Source organism: Micromonospora sp. CNZ280, from assembly GCF_011759515.1.
Genome location: NZ_JAAOYP010000003.1, coordinates 202,176 through 218,752, shown reverse-complemented (window position 1 = coordinate 218,752; position 16,577 = coordinate 202,176). Strand labels below are relative to the sequence as shown.

Annotated in this window: 10 protein-coding genes and 2 pseudogenes; 2 read left to right on the top strand and 10 right to left on the bottom strand. The window is 67.7% G+C overall.

Annotated elements, in window-relative coordinates:
• Window positions 1-120: 120 nt before the first annotated feature.
• Window positions 121-696: an NADPH-dependent F420 reductase gene (locus FHX32_RS22650; protein WP_167186867.1), complete on the bottom strand. Its 576-nt coding sequence runs from the start codon at window positions 694-696 to the stop codon at window positions 121-123.
• Between the two features lie 548 nt (window positions 697-1,244).
• Window positions 1,245-1,431 (bottom strand): annotated as a pseudogene (locus FHX32_RS34635) (transposase); the annotation flags it as partial.
• A 34-nt stretch (window positions 1,432-1,465) separates the two neighbouring features.
• On the opposite strand from FHX32_RS34635, the gene FHX32_RS34630 reads away from it, so the two are divergent.
• A complete protein-coding gene (locus tag FHX32_RS34630) occupies window positions 1,466-1,696 on the top strand; it encodes a hypothetical protein (RefSeq protein ID WP_208419156.1) in 231 nt (76 codons plus the stop codon).
• A 148-nt stretch (window positions 1,697-1,844) separates the two neighbouring features.
• Here the strand turns inward: FHX32_RS34630 and FHX32_RS22635 are convergent, their stop codons facing one another.
• From FHX32_RS22635 to FHX32_RS22610, 6 genes and pseudogenes are all read right to left on the bottom strand, one after another.
• Window positions 1,845-3,215 (bottom strand): phenylacetate--CoA ligase family protein, encoded by a 1,371-nt coding sequence (locus FHX32_RS22635; RefSeq protein WP_167186856.1) that lies wholly within the window; start codon window positions 3,213-3,215, stop codon window positions 1,845-1,847.
• Between the two features lie 16 nt (window positions 3,216-3,231).
• Complete coding sequence (locus FHX32_RS22630; protein ID WP_167186854.1) at window positions 3,232-3,975, bottom strand: CPBP family intramembrane glutamic endopeptidase; 744 nt, start codon at window positions 3,973-3,975, stop codon at window positions 3,232-3,234.
• An 80-nt stretch (window positions 3,976-4,055) separates the two neighbouring features.
• On the bottom strand, window positions 4,056-4,643 hold the full coding sequence (locus tag FHX32_RS22625; RefSeq protein ID WP_167186851.1) for a TMEM165/GDT1 family protein: 588 nt from the start codon (window positions 4,641-4,643) through the stop codon (window positions 4,056-4,058).
• A gap of 195 nt (window positions 4,644-4,838) precedes the next feature.
• Window positions 4,839-5,105, bottom strand: a complete 267-nt coding sequence (locus FHX32_RS22620) for a hypothetical protein (protein WP_167186848.1) — start codon at window positions 5,103-5,105, stop codon at window positions 4,839-4,841.
• Between the two features lie 369 nt (window positions 5,106-5,474).
• Window positions 5,475-5,645: pseudogene (locus FHX32_RS35360) on the bottom strand (site-specific integrase); the annotation flags it as partial.
• A gap of 777 nt (window positions 5,646-6,422) precedes the next feature.
• Complete coding sequence (locus FHX32_RS22610) at window positions 6,423-7,466, bottom strand: hypothetical protein (protein ID WP_167186845.1); 1,044 nt, start codon at window positions 7,464-7,466, stop codon at window positions 6,423-6,425.
• A 178-nt stretch (window positions 7,467-7,644) separates the two neighbouring features.
• Here FHX32_RS22610 and FHX32_RS22605 point away from each other — a divergent pair, with 178 nt between their 5' ends.
• On the top strand, window positions 7,645-8,370 hold the full coding sequence (locus FHX32_RS22605; RefSeq protein ID WP_208419154.1) for a hypothetical protein: 726 nt from the start codon (window positions 7,645-7,647) through the stop codon (window positions 8,368-8,370).
• Between the two features lie 208 nt (window positions 8,371-8,578).
• On the opposite strand, the gene FHX32_RS22600 is transcribed toward FHX32_RS22605, so the two are convergent.
• A complete protein-coding gene (locus FHX32_RS22600) occupies window positions 8,579-9,508 on the bottom strand; it encodes a hypothetical protein (RefSeq protein WP_167186843.1) in 930 nt (309 codons plus the stop codon).
• 874 nt (window positions 9,509-10,382) lie between these two features.
• Window positions 10,383-16,571: a S8 family serine peptidase gene (locus tag FHX32_RS22595; protein WP_167186840.1), complete on the bottom strand. Its 6,189-nt coding sequence runs from the start codon at window positions 16,569-16,571 to the stop codon at window positions 10,383-10,385.
• Window positions 16,572-16,577 lie beyond the last annotated feature (6 nt).

Below are 16,577 nucleotides of genomic sequence, written 5' to 3'. Positions count from 1 at the left end.
GCCCGGGGGCCGGGGCGGCGAGGTTACGAGCAGCCGCGCTGCGCATCCTCAGGGCGTCCTGGAGAGTGGGGACCGTGGTGACACGCACGCGTCAACGCCCTGACCCCGGCTAGGTGTGGGTCAGTTGACGATGCCGAAGCCCCCGGTCCAGGTGACCTTCTCGTTCGCGGCCAGGCTGATTTGCAGAAAACCGAGGGCCTCCATCTCCCTGGCGCGCTTGAGGGAGCCAACGTCGATCGCCTTCAGCCCGCCGGCGGTGACCACGCCGACGAGGCTGGCCTTGGCGTCGGCGTCGTCGCCGGCGACCAGCACGGTGGTGGTGAGCGGGCCGACGGTTCCTGCGGCGAGGGTGCCGGCGAAGGTGGTGTTGAACGCCTTGAGCACCCGCGAGCTTGGGAGCTTCGCGGCGATCTCCGCGGCGGCCGAGGAGTCGGCGGGAACGGTCAGGGAGTCGAAAGTCTCGAAGTTCACCGGGTTGGTGATGTCGACAATGATCTTGTGGTCGAGCTGGCCGGCGCGCTGGGTCAGCACCTGGTCCACGGCCGGGTAGGGCACGGCGAGCACGACGATGTCGCCGGTGACCGGCTTGTCGGTGTCGTTCTTGCCGAGCAACTCGACGGTGTTGTCGCCCTTGGTGACAACGGCGGAGATGGCCTGGCCCATGTTCCCGGTGCCGATGATCGAGATGCGTGCCATGAGGCTCTTCCTTTCACGAATGGTTGACGCTTCAAGTAAGAGGCTGAGCACGCAGTGGTTGACAGGGCGTGCTGAACTCCAGCTGCCCCACAACGCGGACCTGACCAATTTCGAGTAGTACTGCGTACTCGTGATGCTGTCCAAGGCGCCCGACGCTGGGGATGACCGCGCTGGCCGAGTGCACCAACGCCACTCTCCCACGGCTCTCGCAGATGGTGCGACGAGTTGACGACCGCGGCCTGTGGATCGGTTTCCCTGCCTCGGCGACGGGCGCGGCACCAACGCCCGCCGACCAAAGTCGGGCCCGGGAGACACCAGCCGAGCCACCTTCGCCTGCAGGTCAGGTACGCGCAGGGTCAGATGCATCCTCCTCTTGTGCGCCTTCGGCTCGGGAACTCGCTGCAACAGCAGGGAGTCAGAGCAGCGTTAGCGTGGGACACGAAGGCTCCTGGTTGGCGGAGCGCTTCGTAGAACGATCTTGTCGCCAGCACCCCTCACTGCGCGGAGCCGAGGTCCCTGTCCCCCAAGATCCTCGGCTCCACCCTCGGTGCATGCTGATGCGCCCGCACGATCGAGGAGTCGATGCTGACCGTCCACTGCACCGGTGTGCGCAGCTTCCACAAGATCCCATTGATGACCTCCGGTGATCCCGCCACCGCCCCCGCGACCCACCAGGCTCGGGAGCAGCGGCGCGATCACCGCCCATGCCTCGTCGGTCGCCTCACCCCGACGCACCACCGGCACATCGTCAACGACCCACCGCTACAAGATGCAGGCCCGCGCGCTGGTCGCCACCGTCAAGCCCAGAGACATCGTCGGCAAGTCCAGACGCCGCCTCGCCGTCGAACTCATCAGTGAACTCGAAGGTATCGACAAGAAGATCAAATCCGCGGACAAGGACCTCAAAGCCCTTGTCGACAAGATCGGGTCGCAGTCGGCGGCGGTGAGGGCGTCGTGTTGGCCGTTGGGGTTCTGGTCGCGGGTGGATGCCCGCCCGTAGCCGATCCGCATACCCGGGGACTGTATCGGTTGCGTGTGCCGGACCGTTTGCGTGACATTGCCGCGGACACGGGTTGCGTTACACCTGCGACCTGCGTGGACATGCCGCCGACCTAGTGTGTCCGCGAACGATCGTTCGCGGACACAGGTCAGCGGGGTTGGGGCAGCGGGATGATCTGGCGGTACTTTCCACCGGTGGTTTGTTGCGGTGGCTCGTCGGCGCGTTCGACGTCGACGTGGCCGAGGCTGTGGCTGGCAAGCAGGTTGGTGAGGTCGGCGTGCACGGTGCCCCACAGGTTGTCGGGGTCGGTGCCGGCGGCGGGTAGCAGGCGGACGCGTAGGGCGGTGGGCGCGGTCTGCACGATTTGGAACAGCTCGACGCCGGGGATGCGTTCGACCAGGGTTGCCAGTGCGAGCGGCGCGATGGTGACGGGTGTGCCGGCGGGTGTGGTGAGGGTGAGCAGGTCGGCGGCGCGGCCTTGGACCCGGATGGCGGGTAGCGGGTTGCCGCATTCGCAGGGGTCGGGTCGGGTGAGGATGGAGTCGCCGAGGTCGTAGCGCAGGATCGGCTGTATCTGGTTGGCGAGGTTGGTGACCAGCACGGTGTGGGAGGGCTGCCCGGGTGGAACAGGTTGGTGGTCGGCGTCGACGGGTTCGACGATGACCCAGTCGGCGTTGACGTGAAGCCAGTGGTGGCGGCAGCTGTAGGAAAGGAATGGGACTTCGTTGGCGGCGTAGCTGTGGCCGACCTTCGCGTTGAACGCGGCGGCGATCCGCTGGTACTCCGGTGGTGGGAGTCCTTCGGCGGACAGCACCACCAGCGCCGGGTCGATGCGCAGCCGACCGGCTTCGGCTTCGCTGGCGAGCATCGCCCCGACGGTGGCGTAGGGGGCGAGGATCGCGGGCCGGAACCGGTTCAGGCCATCGACGAGCGTGGGCATGGGGTTGTGGACGGAGAACACGCTGGTGGTTTTCGCCCGCCGGGGGTTGGCTGATAGTCGGGCGGCGGCGGTCGCGGAGGCGAAGTGCCCACCGGTCGGGACCACCAGGGCCATCCTGCGGCCGGCGGTGAGGATCGTCGCGGCGTCGCGGGCGGTGAGCCACGAGGCGAGCATGCGGGCGGCCATGGCGCCGGCGACGGTCAGGGCGTGGTGGTCCTGGATGAATATGCCGTGGGTGCCGGTGGTTCCCGAGGTGGTGGTCACCGTGTACTGGTCGTGCAGGCGTTGGCCGACCAGGGTGGGGTCGTCGACGAACCGGTGGACGGTGTCGAGGGTGATGGCGGGGTCGCAGACCCAGTCGTCGAAGTGCGCCATCAGGGTCTTCTTGTCGACCACCGGCAGCACGACCGAGTCGGTGACCCGGTCAGGCAGGTCGCGGTAGCGGCGGCGGTAGAACGGCGAGCTGGCGCGGGCGTGGTCGACGATCGCTGCCAACCGGTGCCGTTGCCGGCGTGCGATGGCGTCCGGGCCGCCTCGCTTCGCGCGGCGGGCGTCCCACAGCAGACGGGGCAGGTTCATGTGTGCTCTCCGGTTCCTAGACGATTCCGCTGGTGAGGGCGGTGATGGCGAGACCGTGGGTGAGGACGGCGGGGATGAGTCCGTAGCGCATGCGCAGCCAGGCGCAGATGAGTCCTTCCCAGGCCGTGAACGCCAGCAGGGGCCAGCCGGCGTCGGTGACGGTGGCGGCGAGGTAGGTGTGGCAGGCGGCGAACAGCAGCCCCGACAGCAATGCGGCGTGGGTGGAGGTGGTGTGCTGTTCGAGGTGTCCTTGCAGGAATCCGCGGAAGAGGACTTCTTCGAAGAGGTTCCCAGTGAGGCAGAACAACAGCAGCGCCGCCCATGCTGATGTGGGCACAGGGCCGCCCCGCTCCGATAGCGGCCACAGTTGGGAGATGGCCAGCACGGGCGCGGCGGCGGCGACGGCACCGGCGACACCCGAGCCGAGAACGGCTGGGGTGGGACGACCCCAATCGACCAGGACACGCAGCTGCGGATGGGTGGCCAGGACGAGGACGGTCAACCCCAACGTCACGACGGCCAGGGTGGCCAGGAGGGCCGTGTTGGTGGTGAGCCTGATCCACGGAGCCACACCGCCGGCCGTGCCTACCGTCCACAGCCCGGTGGGAGTCATGGCGTCGCGGATGAGGACGAAACCGCCGATGAGAACGGCGATAGACACTGCCGGGGACGCTAACCGGCGCGCCAGGAGGAGGCAGGCGGTGAACAGGGTGAGACCGGGGGCAATGAGAAGGGTGTAGTTAGCCAGGGTGGTGAACACAGCGGGCTCCCGTGGGATGGAAGGGGAGCAGGCACAGCCGACAGGCGCTTCTCACCTGCTCCCGCCAAGAGGTGACGGGGTTAGGTGAGCTTGCCGATGGCATCGATGAGCAGCCAGATCCCGAAGGCTGCGAACAGGGCCGCGGCGCCGTACTTGATGGTCTTCTCGGGGAGGCGTTTGCCCAATGCCCGACCGACGATGATGGCGAGGGCGTCAGCGGCGACCATGCCGACGGTGGAGCCCAGCCAGGTCCCGAACCACCCGTACTGGGTGGCGAGGGTGACGGTGGCCAGCATGGTCTTGTCGCCGAGTTCGGCGAGGAAGAACGCGACTCCGACGGCGATGATCGCCTTCTTGGTGGTCTTCTCCGCCTTCGCCTCCTCCTCGTCGGTGAGGGAGTCACCGCGAAGCGTCCAGGCGCCGAAGGCGAAGAACGCGATCGCAGCGAGCAAGGCGATCCACCCCGTCGGCAGGGCCGCACCGAGACCGTAGCCGACGGCGACGGACACGGCGTGGACGATCGCCGTGGCGATGGTGATGCCGACCAGCACCGGCCAGGGCTTGAAGCGCGTGGCGAAGGTGAGCGCCATGAGCTGGGACTTGTCGCCCACTTCGGCGACGAAGATGACACCGAAGCTCACCGCGAGCGCGATGAAGAACCCGGTCATAAGAATGGGGCGCCTTCCCGGTCAGAGCCGGGCCGGGAAGCACACAGGCGCGACCTCGGCCCGGCTGCACGTACAGCCAGAGCCGAAGGTCTCGCCCACCCCCGCCGAGCAGGGGCCGCATGACCGGACCCGCCACAGGCGAGTCAGCATGTCGATCATGCGCTTGGAGGACTACTCCCCTTCGCAGCCCGAACCTTACCCCGCCCCACTGCCCGGCCGGCAACCACCGTGACCAAATCCACCACACACACCGGCCGGCTGAGTCCTTCCGGTGCGGCGGCCGCAGGGCTGGCCATCGCTGTGATGGGTGTCGGGGCGACGCTCGTTGCGCAGGTCGCGATGGGTAAGTTCCTGGCGCCTCGGCGTCGAGCACACCGTGCTGGTCATCGGCGGGCTGTTCGCCGCGGCGCGGAACCCGATCTTCACCGCGATGGTCACCACCAGCATCGGCTTGACGCTCATGGTCCCGAACATCGCCGTCGTGCCGCGTCTGTCGCAGCCCGCGCCATCGCCGGATGGAGTCCGGTTCTGCCGACGCTCCACCCGAGTCATTCGTACGAATCGCCGCGCGTCTTGGCCTCCCACATCTCGACGATGTCGGACCGCAGCGGGGCGCTCTTCGCGCGGAAGCGGTGACCTGCGAGGGCCTTGCCGGCCATGTCCCGTAGCCGCTCCACCTCGCTGCCGGTGAACCCGCGACGCCGCCGACCACTTCCATGACCCGTCGTTGCGCTACGCCGCAGCAGAAGTCCTCGCCCGCGCCGAGCGTACCGCCGAGGCCGAACGCGAACTCGACGCCCTGCTCGCCACCACCGAGCCAGGCTGGAGCGGCCGAGCTGACGCACTGCGGCTGGCGGCGCAACTCTTCGATGAAACCTGGGCATCGATCTCCATGGTCACGGAGAAGCGGGCAGGCCGGAGCACCTGCATGGCGACTCTCGCGTGGACGTCGAGGTCGGCCAGGAGCGTGGCGCAGGTGCGCCGCGCATCGTGGACGGCGACCTGCGGGTCGGGCACGGCCGCGGCCGGCGGTCGCAAGCCCGACGTGGCGCCCGGTTTGGGGGAGCAGGTTGGGAGCAGCCGGGTGTCCTGAACGGCTCCGAACGGCATCCAACCGCAGGGAACAGCAGCCAACTGCGCCCACCCCTGCCTGCGGCTTCTCGTTTCCGCAGGTCAGAGTCGGTGCAGCGTCCTGTTTCAGACGCAGTGCTCAACGGCGCTGAACGGACTTCAATGGTGCTCTATCTCGCCTGGTAGGGGAGTGTGCGCAGCTCGGGGCGGTAACGAGCCGGTGGACGGGCTGGGCCTTGCGCTGGGAGCAGATTGGGTGCACGTCACCGAAGTGGTCAGCGCTAGCGAAGTGCTCACCGCCCTCGGCCCGGCCAGGGCGGTGAGCAGCAACGATGTGGCGGTCTGGCGTGCTTGACCTCCCAGTGAAGACCGAAGTGGTCACTCCGCTGCGGATCTACGATCGGTCTGAGTCGATAGCCGTGTCGAACACCTGGATGGGCCAGGAGCGTGGCCGCTGCATCGACGTCTGGCTCTGCTGCCAACCACGCAGGCGCGGGTGCCTGTCCCAGGAGCTGATACTCCGATCCCATCACCAGTGCGCTGACCAGGGATTCCTGCTCGGTGACCTCTTCGGCGCGCCCGAAGGCGTCAGCACCGGCGGCTCCGCATCACAGGTCGACGACGTCCGCACATGCCGATGAGCGGTCGCGTCGCCAATACTCCGCTGGGAGGTCGGCAGAGCTCCGGATCACGCGGACGGGCCGCTGCTCAAAACTTCTCCTGCTCCGGATCGGTCCCGGCCACGATCGGCGGGAACTGCCAGTCCCGTTCCATCGCATCCCAGTACGCCTTCGCGACCATCTCACGGGCACGGTCGTGTGCGCGCCGGGTCCCGCCCTGCCGCAGGCGTTCGGCCAGCGGCGTTCCGGTGTCGCTTAGGTCCACCAGCGCGGGTAGTCCGCCCGGCAGTGCCATGCCGGTGATCAGCGTCGGTAGCACGACGTCGGCGACGTGCCGCGAGAGGCAGTCAAGCTCGTAGCCGGGGCTGACCCAGACGCCGCGGTCCGGGCGCTGCACGTGCAGCGCGGGCGAGGTGTGCACGGGCGTGAGCACGCCCTTCTGGACGACCTCAAGGACGGTGCCGACCTCGATGTGCCGCATGCCGAGTTGGCGAGTCCGTGGCCCATCGTCCAGCCGCTCAACCAGCGACCGGCCGGCGGCGAGGCGGATGGTGCGATGCTTGTCCTCGTTGGAGTAGTCGCGAAGCAAAACCAGCGGATGCTCGCTGGCCGGGTCGGGGCCGCCCATCAGCATCGACAAGGCTGGCGGGATTGCCGGGACGGATGCCTTGTCGGCGAAGGGCTGGAGCGCAGCGATGCGCTTGCCCAGGGTGGCGGTGGTCGCAAATTCAGTGAGCCCCTGCTTCACGAGGCCCTTCACCTTGTCCTCGAACTTCTTCGGGTTCTCGTAGATCAGCATGCTCACGGCCCGAGCCTGTGAGTCGGTCAGCGGCTTATCGCGATTTCTCTCCACGATGTAGAACACCACGTTGTCGATGGCTGACCGCAGGTGGTGGACAGCCCCGCTGAATAACATGGCGGCGATGGGCGGCAGCGGCCTGATCGTGACCACCTCGACCTCCAGGTAGCCGGGCGTCCGCTCCACCTGCCTCAGCCTCAGCGGTCCCTCGTCGTCCGGCCCTCGCGACCACGCCAGCGCGATCTCGGCCAACTCGAAGGCGAGTTGATCGGCGTGCGCCAAGCGCATCGCTACAGGGTGCAGTGCCTCGGGCAGCCAGTCCATCGCTCTCACGGCGCCGACCCTAGTCCGGGCCTCGGACATCGGGCCGCCACGGTGCTCGGCCGCGCTGAGCGGTGTTGCGTGGTGAGACGCTGCGTTCGAGGCCCACCCAACCCGCCGAGTTGCCGGACCGCCGTATCGCAGTCATCAGCCTGTACTCCCTGTCATACCCTGCCGTCAACCTGAGGGCATGGCGAACAACACCGAAGAGCCGGCGCCCGCTGAGGGCGCAGGCCAACGCAAGAGCATATCGCCGGCGATGCTGGCCGCGCTGTGGACGGTGAGCAACGGCCGCTGTTACGCCCCTGGGTGCCCGTTCCCGGTCGTGTTCGAGGTTCGCCGCGGGCACTTCCAGAAGAACGCCCAGGTAGCGCACATCTACGGGGTCCGGCCCGGCGCGCCTCGTTACCGGCCGGACATGCCGGCCTCCATGCGCGACTCGTTCGAGAACCTGCTGCTGCTTTGCCAGGCACACCACGAGGAAGTCGACGGCAAGGACAGCGCACACCTCTACCCAGTAGACGTGCTGCGCCGCTGGAAGATCGAGCACGAAGGTGACCACGGATCGGTGCTCAAGGACCTGCGTGTGGTCAACACCGGAGCACTGATGAATGCGCTGGTAAAGCTTGCCGAACCACCCCTGAGCCGCTTGGAGAGAATCACGAAGCAACTCGAGCAGACCGGCACCGTTACTGCTGACACGGTTCGGGAGCTCAAGGCGATCACAGCCGTCCTCTCCGCCTCCAGTGGCTTGGATAGCGAAGCCGTCCGAGGGATGGTGCGCTTGGCCAACGCGCTAGAAGATTCGAGATTCGGCAGGACCGCGGCACGGCTTAGCGAAATGTTGGAGGTGCAATTCCCGCATGATGTAGCGCGACTGGAGGAGATCCTGATGCGGATAGGCCGGTACGAATAACCGCAACCCATTGCCGAAGTTCCTCCCGCACCTGTGCCCGGCACACGCTCTCATGCCGCGATCCGCGCGACGCACCGTCACAGCTTGTTGCCGCTCAAGCTGCCACGGTCATGGCTGATGTGAGTAGGTCCGTCTTCCCAGACAAGTGCCGTTCTGAATCGAGCCGGTTTCACGTCGGTCACCTTCGTCGAATGCGGCGCCGCACCACCTAAGCCTCGCCGATCGGCAGCCCGACGTCGACGGCCCACTTCTTCGCCATGCCCATCAGGACTAGCCCAAGTGCCTGGTTCCCGGCTCCGACGACAGTGTCAAGCGTCTCCATGAGCCGGTCCCGAATGAAGCGCTGATTTGGGTTGGCTCGCTCAGCCTCGCCCTCAAGAACCTCGATGTCGCGAGACACAGCTTCGGTCTGCTCCTCGGTGAGCGCGAAGACCGGCAGACTCTCCGCCAAGGCAGCAAGCAGAATCTTGAGGTCATCCGCAGGGGAACCGGTATACGTCGTCGACGTCTGGCTAAAGTTGGTGGCATCGACTGCCAAGCTGCCGCCGTTGATAGTCTGGATGTTGAACACGTTTCCTGCCTTTGGCGCGCTGTCGCTCATGAACTCGTCAACGTCCTTTCCCGACTCGACACACCTCTGACCGGCATCAGTGATTTGCAGTGTGAGGTATCCGGCGACGTCAGGGGCAGTGGTGCCGCCTTTCGCCAGCCCCTGCCCGACCAAGTAGACGGTTGCCCGTCGTAGGACTTGCTCCCTGATCGGCACGCCGTCGATCTGGATGCCAAAGAGGGATTCGAGTTGTAGCCATCCGGTGCCGTCCGGGTCCTGGTGGTAGAGCCGGTGGAGAATGCCGTTGACGGCGACTCGCCGCTGAAATGCTGGGTTGGCGACCATAGCTCGCCGTTCCTCGACCAAGGCGCGGCCGGAATCAGTGATCGTGGCGGTCACACCCGTTTCATACGCCGTAACGTAGCCCTCGAGATCAAGACCGCGGACCGTGTCACGCCAAAGCATGTCCTCTTGTTCGTCCGGTTCCTCGCCGAAAAGGTCGACGACGTTCGGCGCCAGTCCCGGGGTCTTCTCTTGGTAGTCGTACAGCGCGCTCAAATACCGGTTGCGCCGCTCCGCTGAGCTCACGAGCCCCGCCTTCACTATCGGTAGAGGGCAGAGATACTAACTGAACCGAGGCTGCCCCGAGCCCAGGGCCTCGGAGTAGTCCGCGACTGTCCGGTTGGTTACGAGATGCCATTTAGTGCCAGGGTTGCGGCTTGGTTGGTGTGGGCGCGGCGGGCGCTGACGGTGTTCGCCCAGCCGGCGAGCCGATTGCGGTCCTCACCAAGGTGACGTCTCTGATCCAGTGCACGCTGTTTTCGATGGTCCCCAGTGTAAGATCAGTCAGAGCGAACTGGACATTCGCGGACTGCTCCGGGGCCACTGGCCCCGAGCCGTTGTGACAGCGACCTGGCTACTCGCCGAGCTTCGGCGGAGCTTCGGCGCGCACATCTGCCGCTGACAGGCGCGGCGTTCGTGAACGTGCTTTGCAATCCGATGCGGCTGCAGGAGTCAGCGCTGGTGCCAGCCGCCAAGCTGCTGGGCTGGCAGCTCACGATCCCGACGTCGGCCGCCCGATGCAGGGCCGGTTCGGGGGAGCAGGTTGGGAGCAGCTGGGTGCACTGAACGGCTGTGAACTGCGTCCAACGGCTTCGGACGGTATTCAACTGCACCCACCCCTGCCTGCGGCTCCACGTTTTCGCAGGTCAGAGGCGGTGCAGCGTCCTGTTTCACACCGAAGAGGTCACTGGTTCGATCCCAGTATATGGATATCTGCAGGTAGCGAGCCCGTCGCCGGAACCACCGGTAACGGGCCTTCGCGCTGAGGAACTCGCATTCTTTTGCCACCAAGTGTGCGAGTACGGTCCGAAGCCGCAAACTCGGTAGTCGTGGTCAGAGCCTCCCCGGCGATCCTTACCGAGGAGGCTCTGACCACTGTTGGTGGATCGGTTCGGCTATCTCACAGGCGCGGGTCCTGCTGGACCTTCAGGGCGTTGAGGATCGGGTCGCGCTCGCCGATCTCGCGGCGAAGCTCGATCTTCAGATCGCCACCGGCGTGCTCCACGGTGACCGTGTTCACGTCCGAGGTCAGCGCACCCACCTTCGCCTGCACGTCGTGGTCGTGGAGCACGGCTTTGCCGTCGACCAGAACATCGAAGGTACGCTTGCCGGCCTTGACCTTCTCGATCTCCGCGAAGTCGAGGCCGATCCGGTACGTTCCGGCGGGCGCGTTCTTGAACACGTAGCTGAACGTCTCGCCGGTCCGCTGGGTGCGGAACAGCGCGTCGTCCTCGGTGCCGGCGATGTCGGCCTTGGTGGTACGCGCCTTGCCGCCGACGTAGCCCCACGGCCGCGAGCCGAGCTGCTGGTCGGGCGACCAGACGAAGCCGTCGGTGCCGACGTGCCCGGATCCGCCCACGTCGACGCCCTGCCAGTAGGCCGAGGTCGCCAGGCGGACCGGCTTGAGCTGGGTCTCGCTCTTGCCGGCGTTCGATGCCACGAGCACGTCCCCGACGAGCACGCCGGGCTCGACGTCGGCGTTGTCGGCCGTCGCCGTGACCGTGGTGGACTCCCCGGCCGCCAGCGTGACCGTGCCGGTTGCGGCCGCGCCCGTGAGGGTCAGCCACGGAAGGTCGGCGGCCTCGTGCCCGCCGTCGCTGGTGCGTTTCTGCTCGCTGAGCCGCACCTCGAGCGGGGCGGAGCCGGTGTTGGTCACGGTCACGTCGGCCGTCGCCCTCTGGTCCTTGTCGAGGAGCCAGTCGAAGTCACCTCCGGTGAGGGTGGCGACGCCCGTGGTCAACGCCGTGTCGACGACCTCGGCCTGGTCCTTCTTGGCGATGGTCACGGGGTGGCTGGCGGTGACGTAGTTCGGCGCCTCGACCTGCACGGTGTTCTCGCCGACCAGCGCCTGAGCCTTCCACCGGCCCTTGGCGTCGGCCGTGATGACCCGCTCACCGTTCGGCCCCTTGAGCGTGACGATCGCGCCCTCGATCGGCTTGCCGTCGTTCTTGTCGGTGACCGTGCCCTCGATCGTGCCCGCAGCCGGGAGGGTGTACTCCAGCCCCAGGCCGGCCTTCAGGACGGGCTGGTTGAAGGAGTACTGGCTCGCGGGGTTGCGCGTCAGGCTCTCCACGCCGACCGTCGCCGACGACCCCCGGGTGAGCGGGTTGTCGCCGCCGACGCCGTCGCCGTACCCGATCTGGATCCGTCCGTCGGCGATCAGGGTGACCGAAAAGCTCACGCGAGCCGTCCGGTCACTGTAGAAGGCGACGTTGCGCCACTCGATGACCTGCGCGGCCAGCCCGTCCACCTCGGTCGTGCCGAAGTAGATGCCTGCCTGGTCGTCGACGAAGAGATCGTCCCAGAGCGGATAGATCGCGTCGATCGGACTGGGCGACGGCAGTGACGTGTTGCCCCTCCGCACGCTGACGCGGTCGAAGACCAACGTGCCGTTCGTCGTCACGCACACGCCGTCCCAGGCCGTGTCGTAGAACGGGAACAGGAAGCTGGAGTCGAACCACAGCACGCCGCAGACGTCATCGCCGTGCCACCCGGACTCCTCCGTACCCTGGCGGTAGAGCCCGTCGGTCACCCTCATTGTGTACGAGCGACCGGCGGGGGCCACCGGCACGGGGCCCGGCTCCGGCTGCTCGGGCTGGGGCTCCGGCTCCGCGGTGTCTGCGCGCGGGTCGAGCGTCACACGCAGCGCGGCAATGGCCGGGGCCTTCAGGCCCTTCGAGCCCCGCAGCTCCACGGTCAGCGGACCGCCCTCGTGCTTCACGACGGCGGTGCGCCAGTCGGCGGCGTCCGGCCCCACGGCCGCGGCCGCGTCGTACGCGTACTCCGTCAGCGTTCCGTCCACGAGGACGTCGAACACCCGCTTGCCCTTGGCCACCTCCTCGATCTCGGCGAACCCGAAGTCGATCGCGTAGGTGCCCTTGGGCGTGTCAGGGAAGCGGTAGAACAACTGCTTGTCCGGCGTGGTGCGCTGCGACTGGAACAGCATGTCGTCCGTCGTACCTTCGATCCCGGCCTGCGTGGAGGCGGCCTTCGTCTTCCCCTCGTAGCCCCACGCTCCGTTGCGGGAGGCCTGGTCGGCGGACCAGGTGAAGCCGGAGCCGTCGGTGAACGAGGTTCCGCCGGCGTTGACGCCGACCTGGTACTTCGTGGTCGTGAGCGTCACCGGGACGTAGGTCTTGGACTGGCGTCCGGAGTCGGACCGCACCACGATGTTCGCGCCGAGGACTCCTGGCTCGGCGTCCTTCGAGGAGAGCGAGACCTTGACGGTCGTCGACTGACCCGGGGCGAGGGTGCCGCCGGTCGAGGAGAGCGACAGCCACGGCAGGTCGGTGAGCAGATCGTCCTCGACGTCGACCAGCACGACGTCATCGGCGACCTGGTCCGCCGCCCACAGCGCCCCGGTCGAGTCGGTTTCGAGGCCGCCGCCCTGGGTCGCCTTCTGGCCCGGGAACCACCACGCGTTGACCAGCGAGCAGTCGACGGGGTCGACCTGCAGGAGGCGGGTGGGCCGGTTCGAGGTGAGGTCGGTGTACCAGATGGTGTCGGACGCCTGGTTGTAGGCCAGGCCCATCACCTCGGGCAGCGGCGGCGCGCAGAACGACAGCAGCGCACCCGCGTTGCCGTGCGACGTCCCGGCGACGGTTCCGATCATGCCGTTCGCCCGGCCGCCGACGTAGAACACGTCCTCCGTCGGGTTGTAGGCGAGTCCGGTCAGCTGCAGCGTGGACCAGTCACCCTTGATTTGCCGGGTTTCCTTCCCGGTCTCCCGGTCAAAGCAGTGGATGTAGCTGGCCGGGCTGTCCTCCATCTGGCACATGTCACCGGTCCTGGTGTCGAGCGCCATGTCGAACGCCCGGTACGCGGGGTTCCACGAGGCGTCGAAGACCTTCCCGGTCCGCTTGCCCGCCACCGTGTAGGCGGTGTTGGTCCGCGCGTTGTAGTCGTGGACCCAGACGTCGCCGTCGTACCCGATGCCGGTGGGCTCCTTCTCCGCGATCGTGCCCGGGATGGGGATCCGGGTGATGACATCCCCGCCGGAGGTCGGGCCGACCTTGGCGGCCGCCTGCGCCTCCGCCTTGGTCGTCGTCGCAGCCTTGCCGTCGGCGTTCGACGGCTTCATGCCGCTGGAACCGGCCTTCCACGCGGTGAGGTCGATCGTGCTGTCCGCACCCTTCCCGGTACGCGTCGTGGCGCTGGCGGCGTCGAGCTCGGGGTGGCGCGCGGCCTCGCCCAGGTTGTACGTCAGCGGTGCCGAGCCGGTGTTGGTCAGCGTGAGCGTGCCGACGCCCTTCTGATCGGTGCCCAGCACCGCGTCGAGGCCGTCGGCCTTCAGGCCGGCGACACCCGTGGTCAGCCGTGCGTCGATCTTGGCCTTGGCGTAGAGCTCGTCGAGGGAGAAGGGGTACGCCGCGGTCGTGTAGTGCGTCGCCTCGACGGTCATCGTGTAGTCGCCGACCGGAAGCTGGCGATGCACGATGCCCATCCCGTTGGTCGTGACGCTCTCGACGAGGCCGTCCTTGTCGGTGAACGACACCTTGGCTCCGGACACCGGCAGCCCGTCGTTCTGGTCGACGACGGTCGCGTCGAGGTAGCCCCACTCGGGAAGGTCGTAGGTGACGATCATCCCGTCGTGCAGCACCGGGGCGTTGTCGGAGAACCGGATGCCGTCGACGCCGGCCCAGCCCTGGATGCCGGTGATGGTGCGGGCGCCGCCGGTCACCGGGTCGTCGGTGCCGATGCCGTCGCCGTACCCGAAGATCACCTTGCCCGAGCGGGTGAGCGTGGCCGAGAAGTTGACCGGCTCCGTGTACTCCGACCGGATCGGGTAGGCCCAGATCTTGGCGTTGCGGAACTCGACGACGAACGCGTCCTCGCCGTCGACCTTGGCGGCCGCCGTGAAGACTCCCCCGCCGGGGGCGAACTCGACGGGGGTCTGGACGTAGAACGGGAAGACGCCCGCACCGCCGCTGCCGGGTCCGGTGCTGGTGTCCGGGGAGATCACACCGCGCAGGCTGACGCCGAGGGTGTCGTGGCTGCCGTTGTAGAGCGCGATCGGGAACGGCAGCTTCACCGTCGCCCACACGCCGCTGGGGAACGCGACCGGGTCGGTGCCGCGCAGGTGCTCGCCGTCGGACACGGCGCAGCTGTAGCCGCCCTTGTCGACGACGAGCCCGACCGGGATCTCGGGCGACTCGTTCTGCGCGCCGACGGTCAGCGGGACCGTCGTGGGCGAGAAGCAGGCGTTGGGCTTGACGGTCAGCGTGTACCCGCCCTCGGGGACACCGGCGATCGTGAACGCGCCGTCGGCATCCGTGCGTACCGGCTTCAGCGGCGTGTCCTTGACGGAGACGTCGGCGTTCGGGACGGGTCGCTTCTTGTCGTCGACGACCCTGCCGCTGATGTCGTGCCTCGCGGCGGCCGTGAGCGGCAGCTTGACGGAGGTGTCCTGGCCGAGGGTGATCGTGACGTTGGCGGTCGCGGTCAGGTAGCCGAAGACCTTGGTGCTGAGCTGGTAGTCGCCGACCGGGAGGTTCGTGGTGAACCGGCCGTCCTTGTCGGTGCCGATCGACCGGCTGAACGGACCGCTGATCGTCACCTCGGCGGCGGGTACCGGGGCGCCGTCAGCGGTGACGACACCGGTGAGGGTGCCACCCTGTTTGGGCGCGAGCTCGAGCAGGCGGACGAGGTCGAGCCGGCCCTCGCCGTACTTGTTGTTGACCTCGGCGGTGCCGCCGCACTCGGTGTCGTCGACATCGACGGCCGACTCGGCGAGCAGCCGACGGGTCTCCTCGACCCGCCCGATGAGGGTCGGGTCGTAGCTCCACAGCGCCGCGACGGCGCCGGCGACGTGGGGTGCCGCCATCGAGGTGCCGGACATCTCGGTGTAGCTGTTGCCCGGGTAGGACGACAGGACGCCGGCGCCCGGGGCGGAGATCTCGGGCTTGATCCGGCCACCTTCACCCTCACCCTTGCGGGAGAACGGCGCCAGCCTGCCGTCCGAGGCGTAGGCGCCGACGGAGTAGGCACTCTCGGCGGAGCCCGGCGAGGAGACGGTGTCGCAGGCCGCGTACGGCGCGGTGTTGCCCGACGACCAGACGCTGAAGATGCCCGCGGCGCTCCACGCCTCGTCGATGGCCCGGAAGAAGTCGTCGAAGTTGTGCTCGACGGTCTGGCCCCACGAGTTGTTGATGACGTGCGGGCGCTTGGACGGGTCAGGGTTGTTTCCCTGGACGTCGGTCGGGGCGAGCAGCCACCAGCCCGACCGGAGCAGCGACTCGACGCCGGTGTTGTCGCAGCAGCCGTTCGTCGCGATCCACTGCGCGTCCGGGGCGACGCCGACGTGGTTGGTGCCGTCGTCGCCGACCATGGTGCCCATGGTGTGGGTGCCGTGTCCGTTGTCGTCGCACGGCGCGCCCGTGCACGTGCCCCGGGTGGCCATCCAGTTGTAGTTGTGGTCGACGGTGCCGTCGGGCTTTGCACCGCGGTACTGGTGCCTCAGGACGGGGTGATCGAACTGCACACCCGAGTCGAGGTTGGACACGGTGATGCCCGCACCGGTGGCGCCCATGGCCCACGCCTCGGGGGCGTGGATGGCGTCCAGACCCCACGTGGCGGTGCCTTCCTCGGCCGCGCCCTTCGGGGCGGCGGGGCGGGCAGCCTGGTCGGTGGGGATCTTCTCGTCCACGGGATCGACCAGCGCGACCTGTGGCGTCGCGTGGATCTCGGCGACCTGCACCTTGGAGGCCACGTCGAGGGCGAGCTTCTCGGTGCCCTGCTTGACGAGCACGGTGTTGGCGATCGGGTACGAGGTGTATTTGACGCCTGCCCGGTCGAGTTCGGTGGAGACCGATGCCAGGGAGTTCTTAGCCGCCGCGGTCAGCGCGTCGTAGACGAACTGACCGCGAGCGGTCCAGTCGGTGATCTTCTTGGCCGGCCCGAGGTCGGCTTTGGCGCCGAACGTGATCCAGAAGTCGGAAGCCGGCTGCGCGCGGAAGCGGTCCTTCAGGCTCGACTCGATCTTCTTGGCGGCCGCGCCGGGATCCGGCTCAGCGGCGGACGCCGGTAATGGCTGAATGATGCTCAGGCCGACCGCTGCGGCCAGCGAAGCCGCGAGGGCTTTGAGTCTCATGAAAGG

Bases quoted from the DNA above. Each gene is read 5' to 3' on its own strand.
- FHX32_RS22625 (WP_167186851.1), bottom strand. From the start codon at position 4,643: ATGACCGGGTTCTTCATCGCGCTCGCGGTGAGCTTCGGTGTCATCTTC.
- FHX32_RS22635 (WP_167186856.1), bottom strand. From the start codon at position 3,215: ATGAACCTGCCCCGTCTGCTGTGGGACGCCCGCCGCGCGAAGCGAGGC.
- FHX32_RS22620 (WP_167186848.1), bottom strand. From the start codon at position 5,105: ATGAGCGTCAAGCCGATGCTGGTGGTGACCATCGCGGTGAAGATCGGG.
- FHX32_RS34630 (WP_208419156.1), top strand. From the start codon at position 1,466: ATGCAGGCCCGCGCGCTGGTCGCCACCGTCAAGCCCAGAGACATCGTC.
- FHX32_RS22595 (WP_167186840.1), bottom strand. From the start codon at position 16,571: ATGAGACTCAAAGCCCTCGCGGCTTCGCTGGCCGCAGCGGTCGGCCTG.
- FHX32_RS22650 (WP_167186867.1), bottom strand. From the start codon at position 696: ATGGCACGCATCTCGATCATCGGCACCGGGAACATGGGCCAGGCCATC.
- FHX32_RS22605 (WP_208419154.1), top strand. From the start codon at position 7,645: ATGGCGAACAACACCGAAGAGCCGGCGCCCGCTGAGGGCGCAGGCCAA.